Source organism: Paramagnetospirillum sp. (genome assembly GCF_058402745.1).
Genome location: NZ_JBZVFI010000017.1, coordinates 84,627 through 101,901, shown reverse-complemented (window position 1 = coordinate 101,901; position 17,275 = coordinate 84,627). Strand labels below are relative to the sequence as shown.

The 17,275-nt window shown below is 67.5% G+C and carries 21 protein-coding genes and 1 tRNA gene; 19 read left to right on the top strand and 3 right to left on the bottom strand.

Features of this window, described 5'->3' with window-relative positions; translation table 11 throughout:
* Window positions 1-2: 2 nt before the first annotated feature.
* The 19 genes from ACV4UZ_RS14585 to ACV4UZ_RS14495 all read left to right on the top strand — a co-directional run bounded on the left by ACV4UZ_RS14585 (window position 3) and on the right by ACV4UZ_RS14495 (window position 14,286).
* Window positions 3-254 carry a hypothetical protein gene (locus ACV4UZ_RS14585; protein ID WP_491601525.1) on the top strand — a complete coding sequence of 84 codons (252 nt, stop codon included), beginning with the start codon at window positions 3-5 and terminating at the stop codon, window positions 252-254.
* 3 nt (window positions 255-257) lie between these two features.
* Window positions 258-683, top strand: coding sequence for a gp436 family protein (locus ACV4UZ_RS14580; RefSeq protein ID WP_491601524.1), 426 nt, complete (start codon window positions 258-260; stop codon window positions 681-683).
* Window positions 680-1,204, top strand: a complete 525-nt coding sequence (locus tag ACV4UZ_RS14575; RefSeq protein WP_491601523.1) for a phage virion morphogenesis protein — start codon at window positions 680-682, stop codon at window positions 1,202-1,204. The genes ACV4UZ_RS14580 and ACV4UZ_RS14575 overlap by 4 nt, the downstream gene beginning before the upstream one ends.
* Window positions 1,201-1,827 carry a phage protein Gp37 gene (locus ACV4UZ_RS14570; RefSeq protein ID WP_491601522.1) on the top strand — a complete coding sequence of 209 codons (627 nt, stop codon included), beginning with the start codon at window positions 1,201-1,203 and terminating at the stop codon, window positions 1,825-1,827. The genes ACV4UZ_RS14575 and ACV4UZ_RS14570 overlap by 4 nt, the downstream gene beginning before the upstream one ends.
* The gene (locus tag ACV4UZ_RS14565) at window positions 1,824-2,015 is read left to right on the top strand and encodes a DUF2635 domain-containing protein (RefSeq protein WP_491601521.1); all 192 of its coding nucleotides are present in this window, start codon (window positions 1,824-1,826) and stop codon (window positions 2,013-2,015) included. Before ACV4UZ_RS14570 ends, ACV4UZ_RS14565 begins: the two co-directional genes overlap by 4 nt.
* Before the next feature lie 3 nt (window positions 2,016-2,018).
* Window positions 2,019-3,491, top strand: a complete 1,473-nt coding sequence (locus ACV4UZ_RS14560; protein WP_491601520.1) for a phage tail sheath C-terminal domain-containing protein — start codon at window positions 2,019-2,021, stop codon at window positions 3,489-3,491.
* Window positions 3,492-3,520: 29 nt separating this feature from the next.
* A complete protein-coding gene (locus tag ACV4UZ_RS14555; RefSeq protein ID WP_491601519.1) occupies window positions 3,521-3,883 on the top strand; it encodes a phage tail tube protein in 363 nt (120 codons plus the stop codon).
* Between the two features lie 2 nt (window positions 3,884-3,885).
* Window positions 3,886-4,269: a phage tail assembly protein gene (locus ACV4UZ_RS14550; protein WP_491601518.1), complete on the top strand. Its 384-nt coding sequence runs from the start codon at window positions 3,886-3,888 to the stop codon at window positions 4,267-4,269.
* A gap of 114 nt (window positions 4,270-4,383) precedes the next feature.
* Window positions 4,384-6,312, top strand: coding sequence for a phage tail tape measure protein (locus ACV4UZ_RS14545; protein ID WP_491601517.1), 1,929 nt, complete (start codon window positions 4,384-4,386; stop codon window positions 6,310-6,312).
* On the top strand, window positions 6,309-7,508 hold the full coding sequence (locus tag ACV4UZ_RS14540) for a DNA circularization protein (RefSeq protein WP_491601516.1): 1,200 nt from the start codon (window positions 6,309-6,311) through the stop codon (window positions 7,506-7,508). Before ACV4UZ_RS14545 ends, ACV4UZ_RS14540 begins: the two co-directional genes overlap by 4 nt.
* Window positions 7,501-8,541 carry a phage baseplate assembly protein gene (locus ACV4UZ_RS14535; RefSeq protein ID WP_491601515.1) on the top strand — a complete coding sequence of 347 codons (1,041 nt, stop codon included), beginning with the start codon at window positions 7,501-7,503 and terminating at the stop codon, window positions 8,539-8,541. The genes ACV4UZ_RS14540 and ACV4UZ_RS14535 overlap by 8 nt, the downstream gene beginning before the upstream one ends.
* A complete protein-coding gene (locus tag ACV4UZ_RS14530) occupies window positions 8,535-9,068 on the top strand; it encodes a phage baseplate assembly protein domain-containing protein (RefSeq protein WP_491601514.1) in 534 nt (177 codons plus the stop codon). Before ACV4UZ_RS14535 ends, ACV4UZ_RS14530 begins: the two co-directional genes overlap by 7 nt.
* A complete protein-coding gene (locus ACV4UZ_RS14525; protein WP_491601513.1) occupies window positions 9,065-9,535 on the top strand; it encodes a phage GP46 family protein in 471 nt (156 codons plus the stop codon). The genes ACV4UZ_RS14530 and ACV4UZ_RS14525 overlap by 4 nt, the downstream gene beginning before the upstream one ends.
* Window positions 9,525-10,598, top strand: a complete 1,074-nt coding sequence (locus tag ACV4UZ_RS14520; RefSeq protein ID WP_491601512.1) for a baseplate J/gp47 family protein — start codon at window positions 9,525-9,527, stop codon at window positions 10,596-10,598. The genes ACV4UZ_RS14525 and ACV4UZ_RS14520 overlap by 11 nt, the downstream gene beginning before the upstream one ends.
* Window positions 10,598-11,185: a YmfQ family protein gene (locus ACV4UZ_RS14515; RefSeq protein WP_491601511.1), complete on the top strand. Its 588-nt coding sequence runs from the start codon at window positions 10,598-10,600 to the stop codon at window positions 11,183-11,185. Before ACV4UZ_RS14520 ends, ACV4UZ_RS14515 begins: the two co-directional genes overlap by 1 nt.
* A gap of 8 nt (window positions 11,186-11,193) precedes the next feature.
* Entirely contained in the window at window positions 11,194-11,880 is a 687-nt protein-coding gene (locus tag ACV4UZ_RS14510) for a hypothetical protein (RefSeq protein ID WP_491601510.1), read from the top strand.
* Window positions 11,880-12,704 carry a hypothetical protein gene (locus ACV4UZ_RS14505; RefSeq protein WP_491601509.1) on the top strand — a complete coding sequence of 275 codons (825 nt, stop codon included), beginning with the start codon at window positions 11,880-11,882 and terminating at the stop codon, window positions 12,702-12,704. Before ACV4UZ_RS14510 ends, ACV4UZ_RS14505 begins: the two co-directional genes overlap by 1 nt.
* A gap of 11 nt (window positions 12,705-12,715) precedes the next feature.
* Complete coding sequence (locus ACV4UZ_RS14500) at window positions 12,716-13,312, top strand: hypothetical protein (protein WP_491601508.1); 597 nt, start codon at window positions 12,716-12,718, stop codon at window positions 13,310-13,312.
* A gap of 149 nt (window positions 13,313-13,461) precedes the next feature.
* Window positions 13,462-14,286: a DNA adenine methylase gene (locus tag ACV4UZ_RS14495; protein WP_491601507.1), complete on the top strand. Its 825-nt coding sequence runs from the start codon at window positions 13,462-13,464 to the stop codon at window positions 14,284-14,286.
* Window positions 14,287-14,469: 183 nt separating this feature from the next.
* Here ACV4UZ_RS14495 and ACV4UZ_RS14490 read toward each other — a convergent pair.
* The 3 genes from ACV4UZ_RS14490 to thrS all read right to left on the bottom strand — a co-directional run bounded on the left by ACV4UZ_RS14490 (window position 14,470) and on the right by thrS (window position 17,214).
* Window positions 14,470-14,559 (bottom strand) — tRNA-Ser (locus ACV4UZ_RS14490).
* A gap of 114 nt (window positions 14,560-14,673) precedes the next feature.
* Complete coding sequence (gene infC / locus ACV4UZ_RS14485; protein ID WP_491601506.1) at window positions 14,674-15,195, bottom strand: translation initiation factor IF-3; 522 nt, start codon at window positions 15,193-15,195, stop codon at window positions 14,674-14,676.
* A gap of 102 nt (window positions 15,196-15,297) precedes the next feature.
* Window positions 15,298-17,214, bottom strand: a complete 1,917-nt coding sequence (gene thrS / locus ACV4UZ_RS14480; protein ID WP_491601505.1) for a threonine--tRNA ligase — start codon at window positions 17,212-17,214, stop codon at window positions 15,298-15,300.
* Window positions 17,215-17,275 lie beyond the last annotated feature (61 nt).

Genomic DNA, 17,275 nt, shown 5'->3' with positions numbered 1-17,275 from the left:
CCATGGCGACGCCCAAGAATGCCGATCGGAAGGCGCCCGCCACGCCCATGGCCGCCGCGCAAACGCCGCCCGCCGAGACCCCCGCCGCGTCCCCGGCCGGTGGGCCGGATTCCGATGGGGCCCAGGGCACGGCCTATACCGTGCTCTCCGCCGTCAAGGTGGGCGGCAGGCGGTACCAGGAGGGCGAGACGATGACCCTCACCGACGATCTCGCCGCCCAGTTGGCCGGCCGCGTCGTGGTGGTTGAGGGCTAGCCCATGACCTACGCCACCCAGGCCGACATGGTCGCCGCTCTCGGCGAGGACGAACTGATCGAACTGACCGACCGCTCCGGCGCCGGCAGTATCGACGCGGCTGTCCTGGGGGCGGCGCTGGCCGCCGCCGATGCCGAGATCGACGGCTATGTCGGCCGGGTGGCCAATCTGCCGCTGGCCACGGTACCGCCCCTGCTGGTGCGGATCGGTGTCACCATCGCCCGCTATCGCCTGTCCACCGACCTGTCCGAGGGCCGGGTGCGGGTGGATTACGAGGATTCGGTCCATACCCTGGAGCAGATCGCCAAGGGCGTGGTCTCCCTGGAGAGCGCCGCCCCGGCGGTGGAGGAACAGGCGCGCCGCCGGGTACGCGGCTCGTCCGCCACCCAGGTATTCACCCGCGAAAATCTGGGGAGGAACTGGCCGTGAGCGCCTCCCTGGTCTTCGACTTCTCCGGCCTGCACCGCACTCAAGGAGTGCTGCGCCAGGTGCGCGAAGGCATCGACGATCCCGCGCCCCTGATGCGCGAGATTGGCGCCGCCATGGTCCAGTCCACCCGGGGGCGCTTCGACACTCAAAGCGGCCCCGATGGCCGCCGCTGGGCGTCGCTGGCCGCCGACACCATCCTGTCGCGTGTCGGCGGAGTGAAGCGGGCCTATACCAAGAAGATGCGTTTCAGGAAGGGCGTGGCCGACCGCATCGCCAGCCTGCGCATCCTGTTCCGCCAGGGCCATCTGCGCAATTCGGTCACCTTCCGCCTGACGGCGGGCGGTGTCGAATGGGGCAGCAACCTCAAATACGCCGGAATCCACCAACTGGGCGGCAAGGCCGGGCGGGGCCGCAAGATCACCATCCCGGCCCGGCCCTATTTGGGCCTGGGGGGCCATGACGAGGACATGATCGACGGCCTGGCCCAGGCCTATCTGCGTCGCAAGGGGCTCGGCCAATGATCCTCGGCGACCTGGAACAGGCCATCATGGACCGCATCGCGGCCGTCTCCGGGACCGGCAACGGCAAGCTGGGCTATGCCCTGCATGTGGCGGGCTATGGCGGCGAGTTCGATTCCGAGGCCGACCTGGCCAAGGCCACCCTCAAGTTCCCCTGTGCCCTGGTGCTGCTGAAAGAGATCGGCGAGGGCATTCAGGTGGGTGGCGGCCAGAAGGTGCCCATCTCCTACACCATCTTCGTCGGCGCCAAGAATCGCCGCAACGAGGTCGCCCGTCGGCGCGGCGCGGCCGGTGCCGTGGGCAGCTACCAGATGATGTGGGATATCCGCAAGCTGCTGGACGGCCAGGAGTTGGGCCACGGCGACGCCATCGACGGACTCACCCCCGGCGCGGTGACCAGCGTCATCAATGGCCGCTACGCCTCGCAGCCCATCTCAGTCTACGCCTGCACCTTCACCACCATCTGGTACGAGGACCGGGTGATCGTCACCGATGACGCCCTGGGTGAATTCCTCGAATTGCATGTGGATTGGGACGTGCCGCCCTTGGGCAACGTCGAGCCCCCCATGCCCGCCACCACCTCCGACGCCGAAGATCTGATCAAACCGAGGGAAGCCACCCCATGACCACCGTCACCGTTAAACCCGCCACCCAATCTGACGGCAAGCCGCTGGTGATCCGCGACCCCGCCACCGGCTTGCCCATCCCGGCCGAGGGAGCGACGGTCAAGCTCGCCCCCTATTGGCGCCAGCGCCTGGCCCACGGTGACGTGGTCGAGGCCGATGCCCCGCGCAAGACCAAGGCCAAGGAGTAGTCCATGTCCATCCAGTTCGACAGCATCCCCATCGATCTGCGCTCCTCCGGCCAGTACGTGGAATACAACAACAGCCGGGCCGGCCAGAAGCTGGTGGGCATGCCGGTCAAGATCCTGGTCATCGGCCAGAAGATCGCCGCCGGCACCATGGCCACGCTGACCCCCACGCGGGTGGCCAACCTGTCCGCCGCCGCCGGCCTGGCGGGCAAGGGATCGCTGCTCTACGACATGTTCGTGGCGCTGAAATCGGTCAACACCTCGGTGGAAAGCTGGGCCGTCGCCCTGCCCGACGACGAGGCCGCCACCGCCGCCGCCGGTAGCGTCACCTTCACCACCGCCGCCCTGGCGTCGGACACCTATACGCTCCGCATCGGCGGCATCCGCATCCGTATCGGTATTACCGCCGGGCAGTCGGTATCTTCCATGGCCACCGCCCTGGCGGCGGCGGCCAATGCCGAACCCGCCCTGCCGGTGACCGCCGTCGCCGTCGCCGGGGTGGTGACCTTCACCTGCCGCTGGAAGGGCGCCACCGGCAACCTGATCGACATCCGCGCCGGCTATTACGACGAGGAGGCGCCGCCCGCCGGCCTGTCCGTCACCATCGTTCCCATGGCCGGCGGCGCCACCGATCCCGACGTGGGCGCCGCCCTGGCGGTGGTGGCCAGCGACTGGTACACCGACGTCATCTGCCCCTATGGCGACACCGCCAACATCACCCAGTTGGAGGAGGATGGCGCCCGGCGCTGGGGCGGCACGGTGATGACCGACGCCCACTATTACGTCGGCCGCCAGGGCACCTATGGCGCTTTGGCGACCTTCGGCAACGGCCGCAACTCCCCCAATGTCAGCTATTTCGGCGGCTACAACAGCCCGTCCGCCCCCTGGCGCTGGGCCGGCGCCCTGGTGGGCCACGCCGCATTCGAAATGAAGCAAGACCCGGCCCGGCCGCTTCAGACCCTGGCCCTGCCGCGCACCCAGGTCCTGGCCCCACCCAAGGCCGACCGTTTCGACCTGGACGCCCGCGAGCAGCTGCTGAAGGACGGCATCTCCACCTTCTGGGTGGATGACGACGGCACCATCCGTCTCGACAACATCATCACCAGCTACCAACGCAACGCCTCCGGCTACGAGGACACCTCGTACCTCCAGCTGGAGACGGTCAAGACCCTGGCCTTCCTGCGCTATTCCATGCGGGCCCGCATTGCCCAGCGGTTCCCCCGCCACAAGCTGGCCGGCGATTCCTTCCCGCTTCGCCCCGGCCAGTTCGTGGTGCGGCCCAAGGATATCCGCAACGAGCTGATCGCCCTGGCCGGCGATTGGCAGGAGGCCGGCCTGGTGGAGTCCATCGAGCAGTTCAAGCGCGACCTGATGGTCGAGCGCGACGGCAACAACGTCAATCGCGTCAACGCCATCGTGCCGCCCGATCTGGTCAACCAGTTCCGTGTCTTCGCCGCCAGAATCGACTTCACCAACTGATCGACTTCATCAACTAAGGGAGATCACCCATGACCAAGCTGGCTGGCCATGCCACCGTGACCAAGGACGGCGCCCTGCTGCGCCTGCTGCCCAAGGTCGAGTTCGATCCCGGCGGCACCAAGCGCACCATCCATACCGGGGCGGGCGGGATAATCAACGGCTCCACCGAGGAGACGGTGCCGTGCAAGGTCACCGCCAAGGCCCAGCTGGCGGCGGGCGAATACCTGTCCGACCTTGCTTTCGACAACGCCACCGTGGTGGTCACCCTCAATACCGGGCAGACCTATATCCTGCGCGACGCCTGCACGCTCGACACGCCCAAATGGTCGGGCGGCGACGGCGAGGTGGCCATCGAGATCAGCTCCGCCTCCGGCCTGCCCGAGGAGGTGTAGCCATGGCCGAGCTGCGCGTGACCCTGCCCAAGGGATCGAAGTACGGGGAGCGCACCGCCACCCACGCCGTCCTGCGCGAGGTCTCCGTCGCCGACATGATCGGCGCGGGGGAGGATGCCGAGAAATGCGTCATGGGTCCCGACGGCCAGTTCCACCTGGTGTCCAGCCCGACGCTTTCGGGCGTGCATCTGCTGCGCCGCCAGATCAAGCGGCTGGAGGATTCCGCCGGCACGGTGATCGACGGCCCCCTCGACCTCGCCATGTTCCTCAAGCTGGAAACCGAGGATTTCGTCGAGCTTCAGAAGAAAGCCGAGGAACTGGACATGGCGGCGTCCAAGGCCATGGACCAGGCCGCCGACCGGGGGCGAGGTCATCCGGCATCGTGATCTGTTCGCCGATTTGGCGCTGATGTTGCCTCGGCATGTCGGCTGCCAGCGGACGGATGTGATGACGATGTCGGTGCGTGAAGTGATGCGGGTGCTGAGGCGAGTGACCAAGTAATGGGCGATCTGCTCACCTATATCGGGCTCTACGTCAAGGGCGACGCCGCCAAGAAGGTGGGCGACCTGGAACAGGGCTTCGAGCGCCTGTCCACCCGGGGCGCCGCCAACATGGGCGCCCTGTCCCGCTCCATGGGGTTGGCCGGCCAGGGCCTCGACCACCTGTCCAATCGCTATACCGCCCTGTTGTCGGGTGCCGCCGGGGTGGGTGCCGCCAAGTATGTGGGCGACCTCCAGGAGCGCATGAACTACATGGGCATCACCGCCGGCAAGTCGGCCGGCGAGATGGAGGCACTCAAGCGCAAGGTGTTCGAGGTGGCCCAGGCCCCGGACATCCGCCTCGATCCAGCCCAGTTGCTGGATGCCATCGACGTGATCGTCGAGAAGACCGGCGACCTGGATACCGCCATGGCCAACATCCGCAACATGGGCCTGGCCATCCGCGCCACCAAGGCCGACGGCCGCGATGTCGGCGCCTGGGTGGCCCAGTTGTCCGAGAAGTTCAACATCAAGACGCCGGAAGGCGTCCTGGCCGCCATCGACCATTCCATCAATGCCGGCAAGGCGGGCGCCTTCGCTTTCAAGGATCTGGCCACCCAGGGCGAGCGCCTGGCCGCCGCCTATGGCGCCATGGGCCGCAGCGGCCCCCAGGCCGCCATGGAGTTGGACGCCACCATCCAGATGATCCGCAAGGGCGTGGGCAGTTCCGAACAGGCCGCCACGGCGTTCGAGGCGCTGCTGCGCACTTTCGGCGATGCCGAGAAGCTGAAGAAGCTGAAATCCGTCGGCATCCAGGTCACCGATCCCAGTGACCCCAAGCGCATGCGGAGCGTGGTGGACCTCTACAAGGAGATCGTCACCAAGTCCAAGGGCGACGTGGCCAAACTGTCCATGGTCTTCGATGCCGAGGCCATGCGCGCCTTCAACGCCGGCATCACCGAGTTCAAGCAGACCGGCGGCTTCGCCAGTATCGAATCGTTCATGGGTGTCGCCTCTGACGGAGCCACCATCAAGGCCGACGCCCTGGCCGCCAACGCCCGCAACATCAACGCCTCCATGACGGCGTTGACCGCGGCGGCCAAGCAATTCGCCGATACCAACCTGGCCGGGCCGGTGGGGGATCTGGCGGATGCCATCGGACGGCTCAAGCCGGAACAACTGCAATCCACCATGACGGCGCTGAAATACGGCGCCATCGCCGTGGGTGGGCTGATCGCAGTCAAGAAGGGGGTCGATGCGGTGCGCTGGACCGCCGACACCATGCGCTACGTTCGGGGCGGCAAGGCCGGCGCCGCAGGTGCCCTGGGCGCCGCCGGGGCCGCAGCCTTGGGCGGGGCCCCCATGCCGGTGATCGTCACCAATTGGCCGGGCGGCGCTTTGGGTGCAGCGGCTGGGGCCGGCGCAACCGTCATCAGCGAAGCATCCAAGGCGGGACAGGCGGCAACCGCCGCCGCCGGCAGCAAGGGGTTGCTGGCCGGGCTGGCGACACGCGGCGCTGGGCTGGCCAAGGCCATCGGCCGGCGATTGGGCGGGGCCGTTACCATCGGCCTGGGGGCCTATGACACCGTCGATGCCCTGATGGACGGCGACCGCCGCCGCGCGGTGGGGGCCATCGGCCGCACCGCCGGCAGCCTGGCCGGCGCTGCCGGCGGTGCGGCCCTGGGCTCCCTGATCATGCCCGGTGTCGGCACTGTGGCCGGCGGCTTCGCCGGATCGCAGGCCGGTGGCATGGGGGGCGAGGCCATGGCCGAACGCCTCTATGACTGGCTGGCGGGAGAGGAAAAGCGAAAGGGCGAACCCACCAAGGTGGAAAGCGCCTTGGCGCTCGAGCTGCGCCTGCCGCCCGGTCTCACCGCCGTCGCCACCAATCTGACGCCCAATTCCGGTCTGCACGTGGACCTGGGCCAGACCATCGGGGGCTTTCCATGAGCGCCTCATGGCGGGACAGCCTGCGCAAGGCGTCGTGGCGTGGGGTCGAGTTCTTCTGGAGCGAACTCAATACGACGTTCGACCCCCTGGTGACCGTCCACAAATACCCCCAGCGCAAGGGGGGCTGGCCCGAGGATCTGGGTCTCGGGCCCGACGAGTTCGAGGTGGTGGGCTACGTCCTGGGCGACGGCTACATGGCCCAGCGGGACAAGCTGATCACCGCCATCAAGGCGGGTGGCCCCGGCACCCTGGTCCACCCCACTCTGGGCGAGCGCCAGGTGGCGCTGAAACCGCCGGTGCGCATGAGCGAAACCAGCCGCGAGGGCGGCATGGCGCGCTTCACCTTCATTTTCGTCGAGGATGGCGAGACCACCTTTCCGGTAGAGACAGAGGTCGCCGGCTCCGGCGTATCCGATGCCGCCGATGCCGCCGACGAGGCCGTGGCCGACGATTTCGACGACGAGTTCTCGACCGATGGTCAGGACATGCTGGAATCCGATGCCGCCCAGGCCCTGTTGGCCATCGCCGGCACCGTATCCGATTCCATGCGGGCGCTGCGCCAGGTGATGCGCACGGTGGAGGGCGCCCTGCTCACCACCAGTGCCTTCGCGTCCGGCCCCTTGGATATGATCCGCGATGTCCGCACCCTGGCCGCCCGTCTGGCCGCCCTGTTCGGCAGCCTGGCGTCGGACAAGGCGGGCACCGCCTCGTCCTCTCTCTCGGCGCTGGCCCTCATCTCGTCGGGCGTCGGCGCCGTCGCCACCAACTCGGCCTCTGCCCGCCAGGATGCCAACCGCGCCGCCCTGTCGCGTCTGACCCGGCGCGGCGCGGCCATCGCCGCCGCCCGGGTGGCCGTGGCGGCCGCCTACGATAGCCGGGACGATGCCCTGGCAGCCCGCGATCGGGCCGTGGCCCTGCTGGACGATGCCCGCATGGATGATGCCTGCCTCGGCGCCGTCTTTGCCGCGCTCACCGATCTCCGGGCCGAGACGATCAAGGCCATGACCGCCAAGGCCGGCAGCCTGGCCGCCCTTCGCCGGGTGGAGATCGCCGCCACCGCCCCCACGGTCCTGGTGGCCCATCGCCATCTGGGGGACGCCTCGCGCCAGGACGAGATCTATGCCCGCAACCACGCCGTTATCTGGCACCCTTTGTTCGTGCCCGCCGGCTCCGCCATCGAGGTGATCGATGGTTGACTCGGTCGATCTGGTCACCTTGCGGGCGGCGGGCCGCGATTACGCCGGCTGGACCGCCGTCAACTCCATTCGCACCGGCCTGGACGCCCTGGCCGGCGGCTTCCAGCTGTCGCTCACCGAACGGGAGGGGGCGGTGCGGCTGCGCAAGGAGGACGCCGTCCAGGTGCGGATCGGCGACGAGGTGGTGATCGACGGCCATATCGACGAGGTCAGCCGTACCTGGTCGGCGGAGGCCCATACCGTCAAGGTCACCGGCCGCGACGCCACCGCCGATCTGGTGGATTGCGCCACCATGCTGGCCCCCGGCGACTGGCAGAATCATAGCCTTCTCGGCCTGGTCGGAATCATCTGCAAGCCGTTCGGCATCAAGGTCGAAGTGGCGCCCGGCACCGATCTGGGCAAGGCGTTTCCGACTTTCACCCTGCAACGGGGCGAGAAGGCTATCGCCGCCATTAACCGCCTGTGCCAGGCGCGCGGCGTGCTGCCCTATTCCGACGGGCGGGGCGTGCTGGTGCTGGGGCCGGGCAAGCCCGGGCGGGTGCGCACTCGCCTGGTGCTGGGCGGCAACCTCAAATCCATCGGGCACAAGGACAGCCGTATCGGGCGCTTCCGCGACTACACCGTCTGGTCGCAAAGCCTGATGTGGGACACTCCCTCGGTCAACGCCGGCACCAAGGGCGAGGCCCATGATCCGGGCATCCGCCGCTACCGCCCCACCGCGCGCCTGGCCGACGATCTGGCCGACGGCATCACCGCCGCACAGCAGGCCGCCTGGGAGGCCATGGTGGGCCGCGCCAAGGCCGTGGCCGTCGAGGCGGTGGTGCAGGGCTGGCGCCATGCCGATGGCGTGTGGCGCCCCAATCGGCTGGTCCCGGTCGAGGCGGCTGCCGATGATCTGGCCGGCGACCGCCTGATCGCCTCGGTGGACCTCACCTTGGACGATCAGGGCGGTGAGATCACCAAGCTGTCGCTGGTGGGGCCCGGGGCCTTCGACCTGCTGGCTGAAAAGGCCAAGGGGGGGATCAAATGGTGAGCCTCGCCGCCCTGGCCGAGTCCCTGCGCCACCGCGTCGCCATGATGGTGGGGCGCGGCGTGCTGGCCGCCCTGTCGGCCGAGGGCGGCCTGGCCAAGGCCCAGGTCACCGGCATCACCGACGATGATGTGCTGGACGGGCGCGACTACCTCACCGATTACGGCATCTCGTCCCGCCCGTTTCCCGGCGCCGAGGCGTTAATGCTGTATCTCGCCGGGCTGCGGTCTAACGGTATGGTGGTCCGCCTGTTCGACCGGCGCTACACCATCAGCTTGGCCTATGGTGAGGTCGCCCTGCACGACGACCTGGGCCAAAAGGTGCATCTGACCCGTAATGGGATTGTTGTCTCCAGCCCGAAAATGATCCGGTTCGAGGCCCCCGACATCCAGATCCACGCCACCCAGGTCTTCCGCTGGGACGTTTCCGGCCACGGGCAGGTCTGGCACCCGACCAAGGTGGATACCTGGCAGATCGGCGAGGAGGCCGGCGCACCGCACCCGATCAGCCCGCCGGAGGTGACACCATGAGCGACCGCCTGATCGTTTTCGACACCGCACGGCTGTCCGGTGACCTGGCGCTTACCGATGCGGGCACCATCATGACCACCGACGGTCTGGAATCGGCGGTGATGATCAGCTTGTTCACCGACAAGAAGGCGCGCCCCGACGATGTGATTCCCGACGGCACCGACGATCGCCGGGGCTGGTGCCTGACGCGCCGCATGGTGGAGGTCGATCCCAACGCCTTCGAGCTGGGCTCGTGGTTGTGGCTGCTCCACCGCGAGAAGCAGCTGGCCAGCGTGGTGGCGCGGGCCAAGGAATACGCCGAGACGGCCCTGGCCTGGCTGGTCCGCGCCAAGCTGGCCGCCTCGGTCATCGTCACCGCCGAGGTGACGGCGCCGGGCATCCTGGGTCTGCTGGTGGAGGTCACCCGCCGCGACGGTGTCCGCTGGACCCGCACCTACGACTATTACTGGACCGGCCATGGCACTTGACCGCCCCTCCTACAAGACGCTGTACGAACGCCAGGTCGCCACTATCGAAAGCCGCCTGCCCGGCGCCGATGCCCGCGTGCCGGCCTCCGACCTCAACGTCCAGGCCCACATGATGGCCGAGGTGGCGAGCGGGCTCTATGACTTCGCCCTGCGGGTGGCGGACCAGATCCTGCCCAACACCGCCGACGAGGATCAGCTGGAGGTGATCGCCGCCGACTGGGGCATTTACCGCAAGCCGGCGGTGGCGGCCACCGGCACCGTGACGCTGACCCGCACCGGGACCAATGCCGTCACCGTGGAAGCCGGCACGCTGTTGCGCGTGGCCGGCCAGGACTACGCCACCGATGCCGAGGCGACTATCGCTACCGGCACCACCACCGCCATCATCGCCATCACCGCCGTGACGGCCGGCGCCGCCGGCAACCAGGAGGCGGGCCTCACCCTGACCTTGTCGTCGCCCATTGCCGGGCTGTCGGCCAAGGGCACCGGCGGCGAGATCAGCGGCGGTGCCGACGCCGAGACCGCGCCCGCTTTGCTGGCCCGCCTGCTGGCCCGCATGCGCCGCCCGCCCCATGGCGGCTGCGCCGACGACTACACCGCCTGGGCGCTGTCCTGCGCCGGCATCACGCGCGCCTGGACCTACAAGGCGACACCGCGCCGTGGCTTCGTCACCGTGCTGGTGGTGCGCGACAACAACGAGGGCGGGCCGATTCCCACCGGCGGTGAGGTGGCATTGGTCCAGGCCTACATGGACCGGGACGATATCGCCCCGGTGTGCTCCACCTGCATCGTGGCCGCTCCCACGTCGGTGCCCCACGATCTGGTGGTGCAGATTTCCCCCAACACCGCCGAGGTGCGGGCGGCGGCCGAGGCAGCGATCCGCGCCTGGTACCGCGCCGAATCCGAGCCGGGGCAACTGGGCGCCCGTTCGCGCTTGTCGGCGGCCATCTCGGCGGCCGAGGGAGAGGAAAAGCATCGCATCACGGCGCCCGCCGCCGATCCGGCGCTGGCCGCCTTCGAGATGGCGGTCATCACCTCCATCACCTTCGAGGATTACGCCTAATGGCCGCCATTCGCGACCGCGACGCCTATACCGGCATCATGCTTTCCCTCTTGCCGCGCGGCATGCTCTGGCCCCGCGATCCCGAATCCGTGCGGGGACGCATCTACTCCTCCCATGCCACCGAGTTCGCCCGCATCGACGCCCTGCTGGAGCAACTGATCGCCGAGCGCTCCCCCGCCACCGCTCTGCTGCTGTTGTCGGAGTGGGAGCAGGTGTTGGGCCTGCCCGACCAATGCACCGTCCAGGCCGAGACCATCGCCGAGCGGCGCGCCGCCGCCCTGGCCCGCATGATCGCCACCGGCGGCCAATCGCCCGCCTATTTCGTCCAGTTGGCCAAGGCGCTGGGCTACGACATCACCATCACCCAATACAAGGCCTCGTGGTTCTGGCGCCGCCGCTGCGGCCAGACCTTCGGGGCGGAGGAGATGCAGTGGACCTGGAAGGTCACCTGCACCACCGGCACCATCCGCCCCCGCCGATTCGGCGGCGCCTATATGGGCGAGCCCTTCACCCGTTGGGGAAACTATCCCCTGGTCTGCATGATCCGGCGCCTGGCCCCGGCCGGCACCGTGGTCCTATTCGAGTAGGAGCCCCCATGAATTACCCCCACAGCTTGCCGGATGTATACCTGTACCTCGGCAAATATACCGACGGGACATCGGATGGCTCGATTCCGCCGTCCCGTGATCCGGCAAGATGGAACAACGATGTCACCGACGAACTGCTGGCCGTCATCACGGCGGGCGGGCTGACGCCCGACGAGGCGAACACCCACCAGGTGCGCGATGCCATCGCCGCCATGATCGCCGCCTCGGCCGTGTCGGGGCTCAGGGCGTTGGCCTATCTCGACGCTGGGCAGGGCCTAGAGGCCGATGGCGCCAACGGTGCCCGCATCAAGCTGGACGGCGCCACACTGGCCCGGTCGGCGGCGGGCCTCAAGCTCAACCTGTCCCAGGCCCTGGTCTGGGCGGCACAACAGTCTCCCTACGTTGGCGCCGCCCTCACTGACGCCGCCACTGTGGCCTGGGATATCCCCACCCATGGCCAGTGGGCCAACCTGACCACCGCCGCCGTGCGCACCATCGGCGCGCCTTCCAATCTGGTGGCCGGCACCATGTACGGCCTCCAGATCACCACCAACGGCTATACGCCCAACTGGCACGCCCTGTGGGATTTCGGCGCGGCGGGCCTGCCTACGGCATTGACCGGCAAGGTGATCATTCTGGCCTGGTACGACGGCACCAAGCTGCGGGCCGCGCCGATGATCACCGGAGGCGCATGATGGTCCTGCCCATTTTGTGCGGTACCGCCGCGTCACGTCCCATCAGCATCTACGACGCCATCGTCCAGTGCGGCCTGACCGCCAATCTCAAACTGTGCCTTGATGCCGGCGACATCCTGTCGGTGCCGTCCGCCGCCACCACCAAGTGGCTGGACCGCTCTGGGGCCGGCAGTGATTTTTGGCTGGGGACGGACGGCACCGCCACAGCTGATCCCACCTTCGTCGGCACCCCCGGCAAGCTCAGCGCCAACGAGTACTGGTTGCTCAACGGCTCCAGCTATTTACGCTTGGTCGGGGACCGCATGACCTGGACCGATGCCCTGCACAAGGCAGGGGCACAATGGACCATCCTGATGGTGGTCTCGTTGTCGGGCGCCGGGGCACAGCCCATCGGGGACATGGGCGGAACAGCGGCGCAGGTCGGCATGGGCGTCTATGCCGATGGTGGCGCCAAGGTGAATGCGGGCGTCGTCAATGGGTCCACGGGCAGCCTCAGCAAGGTCACGGATGGCAACGTTCCGAACGCCACCCCAACCTTCATCGCCGCCACGGTGGTGGACGGGGGCACCGGGTTCATTTGGAACAACGGGAACTACATGCCGGTGGGCGGTGCCAACACATGGTCATCGACCCTCATCAGCCCTTCTACCGCGACATCCACCAAGCCGTTCTACTTGGCGTGCCAAGACCACAATTCGGGCAATAAGTACCCGGACCCCAGTGGTGAACGCCTGTACGGCTTCGCCGCCTGGCAGGGCGGCACCCTGACCAAGGCCAATCTCGACGCGCTGTGGGCCAAGCTCCACCGGCGCTTCGGCATTTAATCGGAGGCATCATGCTCTATTGGCACCCCACCCTCGGCGACGTGCACAGCGGTCAGGAATTTATCCTGAACGATACCCAGTATCCGGCCGGACGTCTGGCCGAACTTGGCCCCGATGGCGCCGCCGAGTTGGGCTTCGAGCCGGTGGTTCCCGCCCCCCGCCCGAATGATCGGCTGTATCTTGTTTCCGATGCACCCGTCACCGGGCCGCATCGCGACTATGTGGCGGTGCCCCGCCCGCTGGCCGAAGTACGGGCCTGGGCGCTGGCCGAGATCGACTGGCGGGCCGAACAGGCGCGGCTGGCCTATGTCACGGCTGGGGCCGCCCAGGCCATGGTCTACCAGACCAAGCTGACCGAGGCGCGGGCGTGGGTGGCCGCCGTCGATCCCCAGGACGCCGATTATCCGCACCTCTCCGCCGAAATCGGCGTCACCGGCGATACCATCACCGCCGTGGCCGCCGCCATCGTGGCCCAAGCCGACGCCTGGGCCATGGCCTCGGCCGCCATCGAGGGCGCCCGGCTGCGCGCCAAGGCTGCGGTGCGCGGGGCGGAGGATGTGGAGGCGGTGGGGGCGGTGCTGGCCGGATTGACGCTGGCGTCGTCGTGATGTGACCCCGCCGGCTTCGGCCGGCGGGGGGACGGGGCGTTGCGAGCACCCCGAACCGCGAGCTGGAACTCGCCCGACCCAACCCCGGCCGAGGCCGGGTCATCCCCGCACCCGTGCACCGGGCGGGGCCATCATGGACACGCAAGACCATGGAGTCCACCCAGCTTCGATCCGTTACCGCCGTTCGTCCCGTCGCCCCCTATCTGGGCGGCAAGCGCAACCTGGCCAAGCGCATCGCCGCCGAGATCGCCGCCATCCCGCACGAAATCTATGCCGAGCCCTTCGTCGGCATGGGCGGCGTCTTCCTTCGTCGCACCCTCGCCGCCAAGTCGGAGGTAATCAACGATTACAGCCGTGAAGTGGCCACCTTCTTCCGGGTGTTGCAGCGCCATTACGTGGCCTTCATGGAGATGATCAAGTTCCAGCTGACCACCAGGGCGGAATTCGAGCGGCTGGCGGCCACCGATCCGAATACGCTCACCGACCTGGAGCGGGCGGCACGCTTCCTCTACCTCCAGAGTACGGCCTTCGGCGGCAAGGTTTCTGGCCGCAACTTCGGGGTGTCGCCATCCACGCCCGCCCGCTTCGACGTTACCAAGCTGGGCCCGATGCTGGAGGATCTGCACACCCGGCTTTCCAGAGTGGTGATCGAATGCCTGCCCTACGGCGAGTTCATCACCCGCTACGACAAGCCCGAGACCCTGTTCTACCTCGACCCGCCCTATTTCGGCTGCGAGGGCGACTACGGCAAAGCCATGTTCAGCCGCGACGACTTCGAGCGCCTGGCAGTCCAATTGGAGGGCATTCAAGGCCGCTTCATCATGTCGCTGAACGACCGCCCGGCTGTGCGCAGAATCTTCTCCGCCTTCCAGATCGAGGCGGTGGACACGTCCTACAGCATCGCCCGCGACACATCGGCCCGGGGGAAGGTTGGCGAGGTGCTGATCAAGGGAGGGAGAGGGACCGGTGTTTAGCGCCCGCCCTGAAAGTCTTCAGTGCAAAATCGGGCGGCAATTGGTGCAAAATTGCCCGGCGCGCTACAGTCGGTGCCTCGGTTCTTGTAGGTCGCCATGGCGTGTTGCTCCACCTCGCCCAACGGCAAGTGGAGCAAAATTGGAGCATTTCGGCAAGCCCAGGATGCCCGGAGGCCCTGGCGATGGCGGAGGGGGTGGGATTCGAACCCACGATGAGCTTGCACCCATACCGGTTTTCGAGACCGGCGCATTCGACCACTCTGCCACCCCTCCACAGGGTTCGCATATCCCCGGGTCGATGGGGAGGGGCGGAAAATAGCGTAAAGCCTTTCTCTCCGCAACCCGCTTTGCGCGGGTGCGGAAAAAAGTTGGGACGCCCGGCGAAGCCTACTTCGCCGAGATCACCATGACCATCTGGCGGCCTTCCATCTTGGGGACCTGCTCGACCTTGCCCAGATCCTCCAGGTCGTCGCGCACCTTCTCCAGCACCTTCATGCCCAGGTCCTGGTGAGCCAGTTCGCGGCCGCGGAAGCGCAGGGTGACCTTCACCTTGTCGCCTTCCTCGAGGAACTTCCGCATGCTCCGCATCTTCACGTCGTAATCGTGATCATCGATGTTCGGGCGGAGCTTGATCTCCTTGACCTCGATCACCTTCTGCTTCTTGCGGGCGGCGTTCTTCTTCTTCTGGTCCTCGTACTTGAACTTTCCGAAGTCCAGAATCTTGCAGACCGGCGGATCGGCGTTGGGCGAGACCTCGACCAGGTCGAGCCCGGCTTCCTCGGCCATCAGCAGACCCTCGCGCAGGGTCACGACTCCGATCATTTCTCCGTCGGCGCCCACCAGGCGGATGGAACGCACATCGATCTCGCGGTTGACGCGCGGCCCATCGTTCTTGGGCGGCGTCTGCATCGGGGGCCTAGCTATAGAACAATCTCCATCGTTTCGAGTACACCGATAGGCCCGGGTGCGATCATCGCGGGCCGGGCCGTCGGTTCCAAGGGGTTCGCCCCGTCACGCGGGCGGGGTCGCCTCTGCGCCGAGTGTAGCGATAGCCTGCTCCAGCGCAACAATTTCTTGGTTCTGGCTGCCCAGGCGGCGGATGGCGACCGAGCGTTGCTCGGCCTCGCGCTTGCCCACCACCAGCATTACCGGCACCTTGGCCACCGAATGTTCGCGGACCTTGTAGTTGATCTTCTCGTTGCGCAAGTCAAGTTCGACCCTGAGGCCGGCGGCCTTGAGACTAGCCTCGACCTCGCGGGCGAAATCGTCGGCCTCCGACACGATGGTGGCGACCACCACCTGGGTGGGGGCCAGCCACAGGGGGAAGCGTCCGGCGAAGTTCTCGATCAGGATGCCGAGGAAGCGTTCGAACGAGCCCAGGATCGCCCGGTGCAGCATGACCGGGCGCTTCTTGGTGCCGTCCTCGGCCACATAGGCGGCGTCCAGACGCTCGGGCAGCACGAAGTCCACCTGGAGCGTGCCGCACTGCCAGTCGCGGCCGATGGCGTCCCTCAGCACGAATTCCAGCTTCGGCCCATAGAAGGCGCCCTCGCCCGGATTGAGCGTGGTCTCCAGGCCGGCGGCCCTGGAGGCCTCCAGCAGGGCGCTTTCCGCCTTGTCCCAGGTCTCGTCCGAGCCGGCGCGCTTGGCCGGGCGGTCGGAGAACTTGACGCGGACGTCGGTGAAGCCGAAATCGGTGTAGACCTCCTTCAGCAGCTGGCAGAAGGCGATGGTCTCCGAGGTGATCTGGTCCTCGGTGCAGAAGATGTGGGCGTCGTCCTGGGTGAAGGCGCGGACCCGCATGATGCCGTGCAGCGCGCCCGACGGCTCGTAGCGGTGACACGAGCCGAACTCGGCCATGCGCAGCGGCAGGTCGCGATAGCTCTTGATGCCCTGGCGGAAGATCTGCACGTGGCAGGGGCAGTTCATGGGCTTCACCGCCAGGTGGCGCTCGTCCTGGGTCCTGATGGTGAACATGGATTCCGAGAACTTGTCGGCGTGGCCCGAGGCCTCCCACAGGGAGAAGTCCACCAGCTGCGGCGTCTTCACTTCCTCGTATCCGTTGGCCTCCAGCCGGCGGCGCATGTAGGACTCGACGGCGCGGTAGAGCGTCCAGCCCTTCTTGTGCCAGAACACCGAACCGGCGGCCTCCTCCTGCTGGTGGAACAGCTCCATCTCGCGGCCCAGGCGCCGGTGGTCGCGCTTTTCCGCCTCTTCCAGCATGTGGAGATAGGCGTCCAGGTCCTTCTTCTCGAACCAGGCGGTGCCGTAGATGCGCTGCAGCATCTCGTTGCGGGAATCGCCGCGCCAATAGGCGCCGGCCAGCTTCATCAGCTTGAAGGCCTTGCCCAGCTTGGCGGTGGACGGCAGGTGGGGGCCACGGCACAGGTCGATGAAACCGCCCTGGCGGTAGAGGCCGATCTTCTGGTCGGCGGGAATCGAGGCGATGATCTCCGCCTTGTACTTCTCGCCGGCCTCCTCGAAGAACTTCACCGCCGCGTCGCGGTCCCATTCCTCGCGGGTGATGGCCTCGTCGCGGTCGACGATCTCGGCCATCCTCTGCTCGATCTTCACCAGATCGTCGGGCGTGAAGGGCGTCGGGCGGGCGAAGTCGTAGTAGAAGCCGTTCTCGATGGACGGGCCGATGGTGACCTGGGTCTCGGGATACAGCTCCTTCACCGCCTCGGCCATGACGTGGGCGGCGTCGTGGCGCAGCAGCTCCAGCGCGTCCTGGCCGCTTTTGGCGGTGATGATGGAAAGGTTCACGTCACGATCGATCAGGGTGGCGAGATCCTTCATCTCGCCGTCGATAGTGATGGCCAGCGCCGCCTTGGCCAGACCGGGGCCGATATCCCGGGCCACGTCCAGACCCGTCACCGGGTGATCGTATTGGCGGACCTTGCCGTCGGGCAGGGTGATGGCGACCATGACACTCTCTTTCACGCGTGGGAACAAATCAGGGGGAGGAAGTCTAAGGAGAATGGCTGCC

What these genes read in the sequence shown, in the direction of transcription:
- ACV4UZ_RS14585 (WP_491601525.1), top strand. Translation starts at nt 3, where the DNA reads ATGGCGACGCCCAAGAATGCCGATCGGAAGGCGCCCGCCACGCCCATG.
- ACV4UZ_RS14580 (WP_491601524.1), top strand. Translation starts at nt 258, where the DNA reads ATGACCTACGCCACCCAGGCCGACATGGTCGCCGCTCTCGGCGAGGAC.
- ACV4UZ_RS14570 (WP_491601522.1), top strand. Translation starts at nt 1,201, where the DNA reads ATGATCCTCGGCGACCTGGAACAGGCCATCATGGACCGCATCGCGGCC.
- ACV4UZ_RS14565 (WP_491601521.1), top strand. Translation starts at nt 1,824, where the DNA reads ATGACCACCGTCACCGTTAAACCCGCCACCCAATCTGACGGCAAGCCG.
- ACV4UZ_RS14560 (WP_491601520.1), top strand. Translation starts at nt 2,019, where the DNA reads ATGTCCATCCAGTTCGACAGCATCCCCATCGATCTGCGCTCCTCCGGC.
- ACV4UZ_RS14555 (WP_491601519.1), top strand. Translation starts at nt 3,521, where the DNA reads ATGACCAAGCTGGCTGGCCATGCCACCGTGACCAAGGACGGCGCCCTG.
- ACV4UZ_RS14550 (WP_491601518.1), top strand. Translation starts at nt 3,886, where the DNA reads ATGGCCGAGCTGCGCGTGACCCTGCCCAAGGGATCGAAGTACGGGGAG.
- ACV4UZ_RS14545 (WP_491601517.1), top strand. Translation starts at nt 4,384, where the DNA reads ATGGGCGATCTGCTCACCTATATCGGGCTCTACGTCAAGGGCGACGCC.
- ACV4UZ_RS14540 (WP_491601516.1), top strand. Translation starts at nt 6,309, where the DNA reads ATGAGCGCCTCATGGCGGGACAGCCTGCGCAAGGCGTCGTGGCGTGGG.
- ACV4UZ_RS14535 (WP_491601515.1), top strand. Translation starts at nt 7,501, where the DNA reads ATGGTTGACTCGGTCGATCTGGTCACCTTGCGGGCGGCGGGCCGCGAT.
- ACV4UZ_RS14530 (WP_491601514.1), top strand. Translation starts at nt 8,535, where the DNA reads ATGGTGAGCCTCGCCGCCCTGGCCGAGTCCCTGCGCCACCGCGTCGCC.
- ACV4UZ_RS14525 (WP_491601513.1), top strand. Translation starts at nt 9,065, where the DNA reads ATGAGCGACCGCCTGATCGTTTTCGACACCGCACGGCTGTCCGGTGAC.
- ACV4UZ_RS14520 (WP_491601512.1), top strand. Translation starts at nt 9,525, where the DNA reads ATGGCACTTGACCGCCCCTCCTACAAGACGCTGTACGAACGCCAGGTC.
- ACV4UZ_RS14515 (WP_491601511.1), top strand. Translation starts at nt 10,598, where the DNA reads ATGGCCGCCATTCGCGACCGCGACGCCTATACCGGCATCATGCTTTCC.
- ACV4UZ_RS14510 (WP_491601510.1), top strand. Translation starts at nt 11,194, where the DNA reads ATGAATTACCCCCACAGCTTGCCGGATGTATACCTGTACCTCGGCAAA.
- ACV4UZ_RS14505 (WP_491601509.1), top strand. Translation starts at nt 11,880, where the DNA reads ATGGTCCTGCCCATTTTGTGCGGTACCGCCGCGTCACGTCCCATCAGC.
- ACV4UZ_RS14500 (WP_491601508.1), top strand. Translation starts at nt 12,716, where the DNA reads ATGCTCTATTGGCACCCCACCCTCGGCGACGTGCACAGCGGTCAGGAA.
- ACV4UZ_RS14495 (WP_491601507.1), top strand. Translation starts at nt 13,462, where the DNA reads ATGGAGTCCACCCAGCTTCGATCCGTTACCGCCGTTCGTCCCGTCGCC.
- infC (WP_491601506.1), bottom strand. Translation starts at nt 15,195, where the DNA reads ATGCAGACGCCGCCCAAGAACGATGGGCCGCGCGTCAACCGCGAGATC.
- thrS (WP_491601505.1), bottom strand. Translation starts at nt 17,214, where the DNA reads ATGGTCGCCATCACCCTGCCCGACGGCAAGGTCCGCCAATACGATCAC.